Below are 11,877 nucleotides of genomic sequence, written 5' to 3' on the forward strand. Positions count from 1 at the left end.
ATGCAAACGAGGTGGCAGAAGAACAACCTCCACCACCTCGTCTGTATTTATTCCTTATGCCAGAAAATCATCATCTTCAATAGTTGTGAAATCATCAGCCGCATTGCTTCTTCCGCCTAAAGGCTCCCCATCTCTTATCTTTTGGATGTTGCCAAGACCACAAGCTACACCCTTATTGCCATTAGAGTTAAAAGCATAGAAATTCAGGGATACTCTTGCATAACAACCACTGTAAACCTCGTCGCGATCCAAGATAGGTCTGACTGCTTTATCTACTATTTGGGGTGGAGTCTTGCTGTTGGCATTTACAAAGTAATGTCCTTTGTAAGCCTCGTCATCACGTTCTACGTCACCATCTCGAAGTGGCAGTTTGATAGCAGCCTTATTCGGCTTTTTACCACCAAACTTTGCAAGGCCCTCTTCAATGGCTGCATCTACTGCTGCATTGATAGCATTGATAGTTTCCTTATCTGTTTTGGGAATCAATACGGATACGCTGTACTTTTCCGCTCCGCCATTGATGGATACCGGCTCCCAGCCGTGAAAGTAGCTAAGACGTGTGTTGACGCTTGTAACAACCTTCGTTCTGTTTTGATTATTCATATTCCTATTCCTCCGTTATCTCGTTAAATTCGTTTTTTACGTTTGATATATTCATAGCCTGCCGCTTATCCGAAAGTGGAACCAGCGTTGGCTTACCTGGTGGTTTATGTATGAGACCACCGAGGATTTCTTGAAATTTCGACTTACCCATCAGCTTCTGCATTTCCGTAAGGGTAATGAGACTCTGACGGTAAATATCTTTATAGCCGTTTGCCTTGGCTGCTTCAGCCACAGCCTCTTCGTCCTTATATTTACGGATAGACCTACCCTCAACTACCTTAAAACCGTGCCACTCTTTCCCGTGATTAACGGCGGCATCCGTAGCATAAGAAATGATTTCATTTGCCCACTTTGTAAGGTCGGACAATTTAGAGAGAACTTCCTCAATTTCAGAATCTGTAAGCAGGGGTGGCAGTTTAAATTCCATCTGTGCTAATTTCAGCTTTTCTTCTGCTCTTGCACGGCATTTAACAGCCGCTCGGCAGAATGTACACCATTCACCTGGAAGGTAGTCACCTTCGCCTTCATAGGCCTTTTTCGCCTTTGGCTTCAGCTCGTTTTCTGCCCAGTCTTTTAATTCCTTTACCGGGATTGTCCATGTACTGACATTTTCCCTGCGGGGTTGGAAGATGGTCATGGAAACCTCCTCGATATCATACAGGCTATCGTAGATTTCCAAAGCACCAAGGGCATACAATTTCATCTGCGGATTATCCACCGCATCTACTAACACACCCATGCCATACTTAAAATCGATAATATGAAGCTTTTTATCGCCAATGATGATGCAGTCACCAGTTCCGAACCCCTGTGGTACATAGCAGGAAAAATCAAGACGTTGTTCAATAAGTATTAACGGGTCCGTACAGCTTTGTTTTGCCAGTTCAAACTGCTCCATTACAAATTCCACATAAGCATCGCTGTGTTCTTCCATCTCATCGTTGTTATAAGTTGAAACAGGACGCTTACTTCTCATGTGAAGTGCTTTTTTAAGTTTATGTTCACAAAGAGCATGGGCGGCGGTGCCTTCAGCAGCTGCATTGGATTCGTTATTTTCAAATTCTAGTTCCAATCTTGCAGATGGAAGGCAATTCAGCCACCTATGGGACCCCGATGCGGAAAGTACTGCGTGATCACTCATTCCCTAGTACCTCCGCATCTTTCAACATATCTGCATAATGTTTCGGGTCAACTTCGCTTAATTTAGAGCCACCGTATTTTTGGATGATTTCTCTCACTTGGGCAGTAAGACCGGCTTGACTCTTTTCAGCGAGTTTTGCTCTTACTTCCTCTAGAGTGATCTCCTTTTTCTTTGGCGCAGGTTCTTTTACAGGTGAAGTCGGCTCTTTTGCTTCGACAGGTTCATTGCCCGCCATTGCATCGGCAACCGCTTGTATGCTGTCTGCCAAAGAGCGCATATCTGAAACCACATCAAGAAGTAGTTTGATTTTGCTCATGGTTTAATCCTCCCTCCTTAATCTCACTAATGGCGAGTTCCTGTACGGTGTCACCCGGAACAAGGATAGTCAGTTTCTGCTTATCACCAAGTAAGAAACGGAGGAAACGCTCCCTTATGGTGACATTACGACAGGAAACAATCCCGCCAGATTGTGGAGTTTTTGAAACACTGATTTTTAAGTTGTGTTTCATGTTCTTCACCTCTTTCCGAGAGCGTTTATTTGCTGCCCTCTATCTATTAGCCGTGGCAAGAGGGGAAAGTTGAGGATTCTGGAAAAACTTTTTTGAAATTCTTCTTAGCTGTATCTAAACGGTGTGAAATGGCACTTTTACTAACACCCTCACGCTCTGCATACTCTGTTACAGAAACACCATCTAGGAATATAGCAATCAGTAACTCTGCTTGTTTCTCCTTGAGGGTCTTACGGATAATTTCACAGAGGTATTCATACTCTTCTTGTTTCTCACGAGTCACTTCATCGGTGTTATCAGGATATAACTCAATCGTATTTTCCTTTATGTTTTTACCTTCATTGTCATCAGTAGCTTTTGAATATCCCCTTTTTCCATTTAGCTTCTTAGGCGGGGTAGTTGCAGCTGAATGACGATCAAGCTTATGCCAATTATTGTACTCTGGCTTGTTGAAACGCTCGTCCATAATTTCCTGTAGCGACCGTCGAGTCACCGTTTCCTTATCTTCGGCACAGGATAGCCTATCCTCATAGTCCATATCAATCATTACAGTGCAGTCCTCGTCTGGTACCTCCAAATAGGTAGGTTTGTTGTCGTACATAATTCTAATTTTCATTTTGCATCCTTTCCGTCCCGGCATTGGGCGGTAGAATGCAAAAAGAGCCTGTGGTGAAGATGGCCACAGACTCCGCTTGTCCTAAATATGGGCACACGAAATTACGGTGGGTGCATCTTCATTCCTAACATGGGCGTGTTTCCATGTTCAGAACTCTTATGCATTCCGCCGTCCGTATGCGCACTAGGACATTGAGATTGTTTTTTTGAGCGATAACCGCTCTGGATAAATCCCCCTGGGGGGAGAATAGGCAGGCTGATTATTCAAATCTGTCGCTACCTGTCAATTAAAATAAAAAACTACTTCTTTTTGCTGGGTTTTGTTTGACTTAATGCACTACCAGCAACCGACTTGGAATTTTTGCTATAACGTCTGTCACTAAGAATCTTGCTTGCTTTTGATGCAACCTTTTTAGACGTTTGACGTGTATTACGCTTGACCATTTGGTTTCACTCCTTTCACGATTTAAATTCGAACATTCACTTTCGTAAATAGAATGTATATTTTCGCAAATATTCGTGATAGAATATTTTTGTCATCTCTTTTACTAAATGATGCTGAAATAAATCCTATCTACATAATAAAAAATCCCACCTTTCGAACTGGGTACATCCCAGGTCGAAGGCGGGTACAAAACGGGACAACTATCTTGAAAGGAGTTAAGGTAATGGAATTTAAAGATTTTTTCACCCTAATGAAACCTGTGCTAGGTAAAGAAAGAGCAAATTCTAAGTTGGTTCGAAATCTAGTAGCAATGATTACCAAAACTGATAGTGATGTTGACCCTTCTCAAAATCAGTCGGATGATACATTGAAATCTTATTCAAATGGAAGAAGACCTTTGTCCCCGGAATATGCTCGAGGGATAATTGCAGAGGTTGAATTTCAAAATTTCGTTGATTCTGTAAATTCAAATGATGAAGTTGTTATTGAGAGATTGTCAGATAGCTTTAAACAGTATGATTCAACTGTAACTCCCGATGTTGTTGGTACAGTCGCAGGGGAAATTTTCTTGGATATTCTTTATAAAGCTGCTGGAGAGAATGTTAATAAGCAAAAATCCATAGTCCCTTCAAAGTATTATTTAAGGCACAGATATGGGAATCAGTTACTAGTTGAAAATAAAGGTAGTTGTTCTTATAAGGGATGTGGAAAACCTCTTGTTTTAAGCAACAATGAATCCACTCAAGCATACTTTGATGTGGTTATGATAAATAACGATGATGGTGAACAAATTGATAATCTTATTGCTCTTTGCCCTGAATGTGCAGGAAAATATCTATTATCACACTCAGAAGAAGATCAAGAGGAGTTACATGATTTAAAAGCTACTATGCATGAACTTTTATTGACTCGGAAATCACTAACTGATATTAAAATCGAGGAATCTGTATCTGAGATATTAGAAATTATATGTGAAACTGATCCCAAAGAAATTACCAATCTAAGTTACGAACCTAAATCAGTAAGAGATAAGATTTACAAGAAAAACTATCTGCTATTCAGAAGTAATATTGCTAACGTAACACAGTACTATCCATTCATCGAAACACAGTTTAAATCTTTTTCTAGAGAAAAAAAGATGAATTATGAACGGCTTTCTATGCAGATAAGATCTGCTTATTTAACAGCAGCAGAAAAAACAAGTCTACAAGACGAAATTTACACATCTCTAGTTGAGTGGCTTATGGACGTCACAAGAAAGCCTAGAGTATCTTGTGAAATTGTTATTTCGTTTTTTGTACAGAAATGTGAGGTATTCGATGCTCCTACCAAACAAACTATTTAGCTATAAAGAAAGCACCTTATCTAAATTTCCAATACTTATTAAGTGCTTGATTAATAGACCTTACTCGGTAGAGGAATTATATAACACAAATAAAAGTCTGTTTTTAGATATAGAAGATTATACAGAAACGTTGTGCTGTCTTTACGCATTAAGAAAAATTAAACTCGATGAAGAAAGGGGAGTGATTGTCCATGCTGAAGAAGATTCAGTGCGATAAATTCATTTCCAAAGGGCAAATGCGTCCACCGATAGAATTTAAGAAAGGTCTTAATACTATTCTTGGAGGGGTGAATGCCAATAACTCCATTGGCAAGACAACTCTGCTACTGATTATTGATTTTGCATATGGTGGAAACTCCTACCTTGATAGCGATGCTGTAAACCAAGTGGGACTTCATACGATTAATTTTGAATTTAAATTCAATGGTACATCCTATTTCTTTTCTAGAAGTACAACACAGAGGTCTACAGTCAATAAATGTGACGAGCAATTTAATTTTGTTGAAGAAATTAACATTAAAGAGTTTTTGAATTTTCTACAAGAACAATATGGTATTGATTTTTATGGAAGTTCATTTAGGGAGTTAATTAGTCGCTATTTTAGAATCTATGGAAAAAATAACCATGATGAAAGAAAGCCTCTACATAGCAATCCAAAAGAAAAAAATGTAGTAGCAATTACTGCATTAGAAAAGTTATTTGATTCATTTGAAGTTGTTGAATCGTATCGAACAGAACTCAAAAAAGTATCTGATAAACTTGATGCTCTTAAAAAAGCCAAAAAGCAAGATGTTATATCTTACGGCTCTATCACCACAAAGAAACGTTATAACGAAAATCTTAATGAATTAGAAAAATTGAATGAAGATTTGAAGAATCTCGCAAGCTCTAATAACTCTAATTATGTAAGTCTTGATTTAGAACAGGCTAATCAAATAAGCCAGATTAAGACCCAATTGAGTGTTTTGATGAGAAATAGAACGTCAACTAAAACGCAATTAAGTCTTGTTGAAGATAATCTCTCTTCAAACCCAGAGATCCATCACGGACCATATGAAGAGTTAGAACAATTCTTTCCAGGAGTTAATATTCGCAAGCTGTCTGAAATCGAATCATTTCATGAGAAACTAAGTGAAATATTGATGACTGAGTATGAGCAGCAGAAAAACGAACTTAGCAAAACTCTTGAACAACTAAATAAAGAAATAGATAATCTAAAGAATCAGCTTTCTAAGCATGGAGAGCCAGCAAACTATTCAACGACCTACTTAAATAAGTATAAAAATTTAAACCTTGCAATCGAAAGGCTAGTAGCACAAAATCGAGATTATCTTTTAGTTGAGGAATTAAATGTTTCAAAGAAGGATGTAAAAGAACAACTTCAGAAAGTCGAAGAAGCTGAATTACGTAGAATTGAGAGTAGTATTAATGAACAAATGGTGCGTTTTAACGATAGAATCTACGAGAAAAAAAGGAAAGCACCTGTACTAGATTTAGACAGTGGTACAACCTATGAATTCTATACTCCTGATGATAGCGGTACCGGAACTTCCTATAAAAGTCTTATTGTATATGATCTAAGTGTTTTAGAAACGACTATGCTACCTGCACTAGCACACGATTCGCTTCTGTTTAAAAACATTGGTGATGAACCACTAAATAAGATAGTTCAGCTATACACAGAGTTTGACAAACAAATATTCATTGCTTTTGACAAAGACGAATCTTACTCAGAGGAAACTAGTCAAATCCTTAATAGCACAGCTGTCATTCGACTAAATGAAAACGGCGATGAACTATTTGGGCGCTCATGGAATATCAAGGAGTGAAAATTATGGGTATCAGTCTAAGCTACAACCGATTATGGAAACTGTTGATAGATCGAAGAATGACTAAACAAGATCTTCGAAAAATCACAGGTCTAAGCTCTGCTCCAATTGCTAAGTTAGGCAAAGGCCAGAATGTTAATACCGATGTATTAATTAGAATATGCAATGCATTAGACTGTGATTTACACGACATTGTAGAAACTGTTCATGATGAAAAAGTTGATACTTAGAAACTAAAAGTTCGGTATTACCTAATAAGCATGTTGCTTCCAAATAAATAAAAAAATGGACACTCTATTCTTTTATTATAACGGGTTTCTTTATATCATTAGATATGGGATTTGCAAGAAACTCAGTCTTTTTTATGTAGGAGGGGCATTATTGCAGTAAAAGAATCAAAAATATATAAGCTTATCTTTTCTACAATACGAAGAAAATAAATTACTGAGCATCACTCTTATGCGGGAGTGCCTAATTTATGGCGAGACGATGGGGCTATACAGTGAGAGACTCCATCTAATAGAGATACAGGTAGATTTCAGTTTTCACACGACAAATAGTATTATTAATAAGAGCTTAGTTGTGAAGTTAGATAAAGATGCTTATTCGGTTTCCAAGGGGACAGAAAGGAGACTCCTAATGAGGATTCAATACAATAAGTTATGGAAAGTACTTATTGATAAAGATATGAAGAAGAAAGATTTACAGAATGCTGCGTCATTCAGTTCTTATACTATCGCTAAATTAAAGAAAAATGAGCCTATTAGTATGAAAATATTTGTGAAAACCTCTACATCCTTAGATGTGTAGATTAGAGGATTTATTTGAGACATTTGCAAAATTAAAAGGAAGGGGTATTTACATGGATAAACAAGGTTTTTGCTCTTTTGTTAATTCTATCACTAAACAACTTGAAAAAATGCATACTATTGAAAATGACTCCAGATTTTCTAGAAAGACATCTCCTACTGATTTTGAAAAATTAGTAGTGGATGCATCAAAGATAGTTATGGAGACAGATAAGATTGCTTGTAAAATAGACTACACCGAGGGAGGGCATGCCTTTCCTGATATTGTTTACACTTTTGATGATAAGATATCTTACGGCATAGAAGTAAAGAGTTCGACTCAAGCCAATGCATCTGAAACTTCTTGGATTATCTTAGGAAATAGCATTTTAGGTAGCACAAGAATTGATGTGGATGATCTGTATATCGTTTTTATAAAAGTTGGCAATAATGGTTGTTTTATAAAGAGTGCTCGCTATGAAGATTCTGTCTCAGATGTTGCTGTTACACATAGCCCTAGATATAAACTAGATTTAAATCAGTCAGCAGACCAATCTTTTTTCTCAAAAAGTGGCATATCCTACGATAAAATAAAGAACTCTGAAAATCCAATAGGTTTAGTAACCGACTATTTTAAAGACAAAGGATTAACTGCTTGGTGGATTGCAGAAAGCACCCCTGCCGTCATCAAAAATTGGAACGAATTAACCTTGGATGAAAAGAAGGAGATTCTCTCGAAATCTTTAATTCTATTTCCAGAAATCATATATTCAAGAAGCTCAGAAAAATATAAGAGACTTTCAAAATGGCTAGTGGCAAACTATAGTGTTGTTGATTCTAGTCTACGGGACAAATTCACTGCTGGTGGGAGAGCCACATTGACAAGCAATGGAGAGGTTTTCAATAATCTTCCAAAAATATTTGAAACCTTCCAGAACCTGTCTGATCAATTTATAGTTGAAATAAAAAACGTATCATCAGAAGACATAGAGGAATTTTGGAATTCATATAATCTTCAAAATGATACACTTGATAACAGATTGACTTATTGGTTAGATGTTGTTGCTCGTGGTTTCAGTACCGATAGTAGAGTTGATACCTACATAAAATTTATCAACAATGTATTATCCGAAGTATATAGGCCATAAATCTTCAAGACGCTTAGCAATATGAAACGCCATTAATGGTGGAACAGCATTACCAATCATTTTATAAGCACTTGTTGCAGATACCCCCCCACGCCCTGGTCTTATAAATTGATAATTATCAGGAAATGATTGTATACGAGCACATTCCCTAATTGTTAAGCGTCTTTGCTTTTTCCCTTTGGAAAGCTCATCAAAATGCATCCCACCATTTTCTTTTGAAAGCCTTCTAAATTCAATATTCCCGTGGTGTTCAGATCTGATTGTGGGTGCAATCCCACTTAAATCAACTTCAACTTGCCCCTGGCAATGTTTACCCATAAATTTAGCTTTTGAGTACCTTTGTTGGTCAATATCGGAAGACTCTTCTGGTTCATCTAAGTCGCTTAATATTTCCTTAACCGTTACATAAGGCAATAGTCCTGCTTCACCTGAATTATTATGTGTTTTTAATGGATAAGGATCTAACTCAGGATAATCATGTATATTTTCCAACTTTTCTAGAATTCCTGGCTTCAAATCCTTTTTTCTAACCCCGATGAAAATAACCCTTTCCCTACTTTGAGAAACTCCATAGTCAGCTGCTAACAAGACTCTTGTTGGAAATACGTAATAACCTCCTTCAGATATACTTGAAAAGTCCGACTCTATTATCTGCTTAATATCTCCTAAATTAGTTAATCCCTTAACATTTTCCGCCACAAAAACTTTTGGTTGGGTGATAGATATAACTTCTCTCATCCACATGTATAATTGTCCCCTGCTCTCTTCCGTAGGGTCATCAACATCAAGCTTTCCACCATTATGGGAGCTTTCCGAATTAAATCCCAGCCTTTTACCTGCTATTGAAAAATCTTGGCAAGGGAAGCCTCCTGTCACTACATCAATATTGTCTGGGAATACTTTAATTTGATTCTTTTGATGCAGCTTTACAAGATCTACTATACTATCTAAACAATAGACAGGCTTCTTATCAGCAAAAAACTCTGACCATGCAATTTGTGTTGCTGGAACAATGTCATTTGCAAAGACAGTTGTAAATCTTGTCTTGGGTAGTCTAATGAACTTATCGTTTACTTCTTCAACATTCCAATCATTATTTATTCGAGGATTATATTGTTGTTTGAAAATATCGAAATGCCCTTCAAAGCCCAAATCCATACCTCCGCAGCCAGAAAACAATGAAAGTATGCGTAGTTCTTTTAACTTTTTATCATAGGGTTTCTGAGCATTCTTTGGGACTAGCCATACCCCACTCTGTTTAACTACTCCATCTATCTGTAACTGACGACAATAATACTGGACTTGTCTTTCCGAAACTTTCCATTCTTCAGCTTTCTCTTTAACTGAAACATATTCCAAAACGCTCACCCTTTCGTTCAAACGAAATATAACTCAATTATACTTCGTTCGAACGAAATGTCAAGTTTAATAGAAACATTTGTTCTTTTGTGTTTTATTTTCTACTTGTCTCTCATTTCGCACCAATGGCGGCACAAAAATAAGTCACATCACTATCACTCTATCCTAAACCGAATGCATCCTTTAAAAATTACATTGTACAAAACGATGCAACAGAGAATTATGCTATACGCTATTAAATTGTTCAACACTATTTGAACTACCTAGACAGATACCCACACGTTTTTCTTGCTTTGGTGGTGTTGGTGGAATGAAATGTACTTTTGGATTAACAGTTATATTACACCTCCGTGAAATAATAATAGGAGCAAACCAAAATTTGTTGAGTCACATAAATATACTTTTTAAATACGATCCGATTAATCGACTATTCAGCATACCAAAAATAACCCCTATGATGAGTAGGCTATTTATTATATTTAATTAATTACATCTATTCTATCTCCACAACCCCATGAAGTTATCTAATCTGTCAACTCAACCCTACGCACTTTATAACAGTCGATATGTTTCCTCAATAAATAAAAATAAGGATTTTCAAGGTTAAAAGGTACTGCCAGAAATCAGGCAGAAAATCCTCCAACCTTGGAAATCCTTTATTTATCAGTGCTTTGAATAGCCCCTATTTCTCCACCCGTGACATCAAGACAACACACTCAACATGTGTCGTCTGCGGAAACATATCTACTGGTTGTACTTCTTTTGTTTTATAGCCGCCATCTTCTAAAATACGTAAATCGCGGGCTAAGGTTGCTGGATTACAGGATACATAGACAATACGCTTTGGTTTCATCGAAAGCATAGCTTGTAATAGAGCTTCGTCACAGCCTTTTCTTGGAGGATCTACAACGATAACGCTTGGTTTGAGGCCTTCTTTCGTCCATTGGGGCATAACTTTCTCAGCGCTACCTACGACAAATTCTACATTATCCATTCCGTTTAGCTCTGCATTTTTCTTTGCATCTGCAATTGCTTCTGGGACAATCTCTACACCGTATACTTTTTTTGCTTTTTGAGCGAGGAATAGAGAAATAGTACCGATTCCACAATAAGCATCTATCACGACATCGTCTTCTTGAATATCTGCATAAGCTAATGCTTGTTCATATAACACTTCTGTTTGTAGTGGGTTTACTTGGTAAAAAGAGCGGGCAGAAATACCAAATTTAAGGCCATTTATTTCATCAAAAATATATTCCGAACCCCATAAAACATTTGTTTCATCTCCAAAGATTACATTCGTACGTTTAGGATTAATATTTTGAACAATGGATTTTACATTTGGTAATGCTGTAACAAGTGCTTCAATCAATTTATCCTTTTGTGGTAGTTTCTTTGATCGTGTAATAAGCACAATCATTGCTTCTTTTGTTACTTTCGCGCGTCGCACCATAATATGACGGAGTATACCTCGATGCTCGGCTTCATCATAGGCAGTAAGCTCAAATTGATTGGCTATTTCTCTTACTTTTGCTACAAGTGCATCATTATCTTTTTCCGTAATCAAACAATTATCTTTGTAATCGATAATATGATGGCTACGGGATTGATAAAATCCAGTAATAAGTTGCCCGTCCTGTTCTCCAACTGGGACCTGAACTTTATTACGATAACGCCATGGATCTGCCATTCCCTTTGTCAAATGAACAGGGACGTCTGGTAGGTGCGCTATTTTTTTCATCACATTGCGTACTTGATTTTGTTTCATTTCTAGCTGTAAATCATAGCTCATATGCTGAAGCTGACAGCCACCACAACGCAGAAATACCGGACAAGGAGCATCCGTACGATGAGTACTGGGCTTATGAATAGCTAATAATTTTCCATAGCTGAAGTTTCTATTTACTTTCAAAACCTTAATATCTACTTTTTCACCTGGTAGTGCATAGGGGATAAATATTGGGTAGCCATCTACTTTACCAACACCGCTTCCCTCTGCCGTTAAATCTTCTATCGATAAGATTAAGGTTTCATTCTTTTTTACAGGTGCTTGTCTCTTCACCATGAATTATCTTCCTTTATATTAATTTACTTT

General features: G+C 37.2%; 13 protein-coding genes. 6 read left to right on the forward strand and 7 right to left on the reverse strand.

Features of this window, described 5'->3' with window-relative positions:
- Nucleotides 1–54: 54 nt before the first annotated feature.
- Genes AB4Y30_RS15410 through AB4Y30_RS15430 form a run of 5 tightly spaced genes read right to left on the reverse strand, consistent with a single transcriptional unit; the run spans nt 55 to nt 2,854 of the window.
- A complete protein-coding gene (locus AB4Y30_RS15410) occupies nt 55–603 on the reverse strand; it encodes a DUF2815 family protein (protein ID WP_368653067.1) in 549 nt (182 codons plus the stop codon).
- A gap of 4 nt (nt 604–607) precedes the next feature.
- Nucleotides 608–1,744, reverse strand: a complete 1,137-nt coding sequence (locus AB4Y30_RS15415) for a DUF2800 domain-containing protein (RefSeq protein WP_368653068.1) — start codon at nt 1,742–1,744, stop codon at nt 608–610.
- Complete coding sequence (locus AB4Y30_RS15420; RefSeq protein ID WP_000034851.1) at nt 1,737–2,060, reverse strand: hypothetical protein; 324 nt, start codon at nt 2,058–2,060, stop codon at nt 1,737–1,739. Before AB4Y30_RS15420 ends, AB4Y30_RS15415 begins: the two co-directional genes overlap by 8 nt.
- Nucleotides 2,035–2,253: a hypothetical protein gene (locus tag AB4Y30_RS15425; protein WP_000682242.1), complete on the reverse strand. Its 219-nt coding sequence runs from the start codon at nt 2,251–2,253 to the stop codon at nt 2,035–2,037. Before AB4Y30_RS15425 ends, AB4Y30_RS15420 begins: the two co-directional genes overlap by 26 nt.
- Nucleotides 2,254–2,299: 46 nt before the next feature.
- The gene (locus tag AB4Y30_RS15430; RefSeq protein ID WP_368653069.1) at nt 2,300–2,854 is read right to left on the reverse strand and encodes an ECF-type sigma factor; all 555 of its coding nucleotides are present in this window, start codon (nt 2,852–2,854) and stop codon (nt 2,300–2,302) included.
- A gap of 682 nt (nt 2,855–3,536) precedes the next feature.
- Between AB4Y30_RS15430 and AB4Y30_RS15435 the strand changes: the two genes are divergently transcribed.
- From AB4Y30_RS15435 to AB4Y30_RS15460, 6 genes are all read left to right on the forward strand, one after another.
- Complete coding sequence (locus AB4Y30_RS15435; RefSeq protein WP_368653070.1) at nt 3,537–4,658, forward strand: ABC-three component system protein; 1,122 nt, start codon at nt 3,537–3,539, stop codon at nt 4,656–4,658.
- The gene (locus AB4Y30_RS15440) at nt 4,633–4,875 is read left to right on the forward strand and encodes an ABC-three component system middle component 7 (RefSeq protein WP_368653071.1); all 243 of its coding nucleotides are present in this window, start codon (nt 4,633–4,635) and stop codon (nt 4,873–4,875) included. Before AB4Y30_RS15435 ends, AB4Y30_RS15440 begins: the two co-directional genes overlap by 26 nt.
- Nucleotides 4,850–6,487, forward strand: coding sequence for a DUF2326 domain-containing protein (locus AB4Y30_RS15445; RefSeq protein WP_368653072.1), 1,638 nt, complete (start codon nt 4,850–4,852; stop codon nt 6,485–6,487). The genes AB4Y30_RS15440 and AB4Y30_RS15445 overlap by 26 nt, the downstream gene beginning before the upstream one ends.
- A gap of 11 nt (nt 6,488–6,498) precedes the next feature.
- Nucleotides 6,499–6,717, forward strand: coding sequence for a helix-turn-helix domain-containing protein (locus tag AB4Y30_RS15450; RefSeq protein ID WP_368655239.1), 219 nt, complete (start codon nt 6,499–6,501; stop codon nt 6,715–6,717).
- A 409-nt stretch (nt 6,718–7,126) separates the two neighbouring features.
- A complete protein-coding gene (locus AB4Y30_RS15455) occupies nt 7,127–7,297 on the forward strand; it encodes a helix-turn-helix domain-containing protein (protein ID WP_368653073.1) in 171 nt (56 codons plus the stop codon).
- Between the two features lie 52 nt (nt 7,298–7,349).
- Nucleotides 7,350–8,423 (forward strand): hypothetical protein, encoded by a 1,074-nt coding sequence (locus AB4Y30_RS15460; RefSeq protein WP_368653074.1) that lies wholly within the window; start codon nt 7,350–7,352, stop codon nt 8,421–8,423.
- Here the strand turns inward: AB4Y30_RS15460 and AB4Y30_RS15465 are convergent.
- Nucleotides 8,400–9,782: a DNA cytosine methyltransferase gene (locus AB4Y30_RS15465; RefSeq protein WP_368653075.1), complete on the reverse strand. Its 1,383-nt coding sequence runs from the start codon at nt 9,780–9,782 to the stop codon at nt 8,400–8,402. The two genes, AB4Y30_RS15460 and AB4Y30_RS15465, sit on opposite strands and share 24 nt — an antisense overlap.
- A 682-nt stretch (nt 9,783–10,464) precedes the next feature.
- On the reverse strand, nt 10,465–11,847 hold the full coding sequence (rlmD, locus tag AB4Y30_RS15470) for a 23S rRNA (uracil(1939)-C(5))-methyltransferase RlmD (RefSeq protein WP_368653076.1): 1,383 nt from the start codon (nt 11,845–11,847) through the stop codon (nt 10,465–10,467).
- Nucleotides 11,848–11,877 lie beyond the last annotated feature (30 nt).

It is taken from the genome of Ornithinibacillus sp. 4-3 (assembly GCF_040958695.1).
Classification (GTDB): Bacteria; Bacillota; Bacilli; order Bacillales; family Amphibacillaceae; genus CALAMD01.

Bases quoted from the DNA above. Each gene is read 5' to 3' on its own strand.
- AB4Y30_RS15425 (WP_000682242.1), bottom strand. From the start codon at position 2,253: ATGAAACACAACTTAAAAATCAGTGTTTCAAAAACTCCACAATCTGGC.
- AB4Y30_RS15415 (WP_368653068.1), bottom strand. From the start codon at position 1,744: ATGAGTGATCACGCAGTACTTTCCGCATCGGGGTCCCATAGGTGGCTG.
- AB4Y30_RS15440 (WP_368653071.1), top strand. From the start codon at position 4,633: ATGCTCCTACCAAACAAACTATTTAGCTATAAAGAAAGCACCTTATCT.
- AB4Y30_RS15460 (WP_368653074.1), top strand. From the start codon at position 7,350: ATGGATAAACAAGGTTTTTGCTCTTTTGTTAATTCTATCACTAAACAA.
- AB4Y30_RS15445 (WP_368653072.1), top strand. From the start codon at position 4,850: ATGCTGAAGAAGATTCAGTGCGATAAATTCATTTCCAAAGGGCAAATG.
- AB4Y30_RS15430 (WP_368653069.1), bottom strand. From the start codon at position 2,854: ATGTACGACAACAAACCTACCTATTTGGAGGTACCAGACGAGGACTGC.
- AB4Y30_RS15410 (WP_368653067.1), bottom strand. From the start codon at position 603: ATGAATAATCAAAACAGAACGAAGGTTGTTACAAGCGTCAACACACGT.
- rlmD (WP_368653076.1), bottom strand. From the start codon at position 11,847: ATGGTGAAGAGACAAGCACCTGTAAAAAAGAATGAAACCTTAATCTTA.
- AB4Y30_RS15420 (WP_000034851.1), bottom strand. From the start codon at position 2,060: ATGAGCAAAATCAAACTACTTCTTGATGTGGTTTCAGATATGCGCTCT.
- AB4Y30_RS15455 (WP_368653073.1), top strand. From the start codon at position 7,127: ATGAGGATTCAATACAATAAGTTATGGAAAGTACTTATTGATAAAGAT.
- AB4Y30_RS15435 (WP_368653070.1), top strand. From the start codon at position 3,537: ATGGAATTTAAAGATTTTTTCACCCTAATGAAACCTGTGCTAGGTAAA.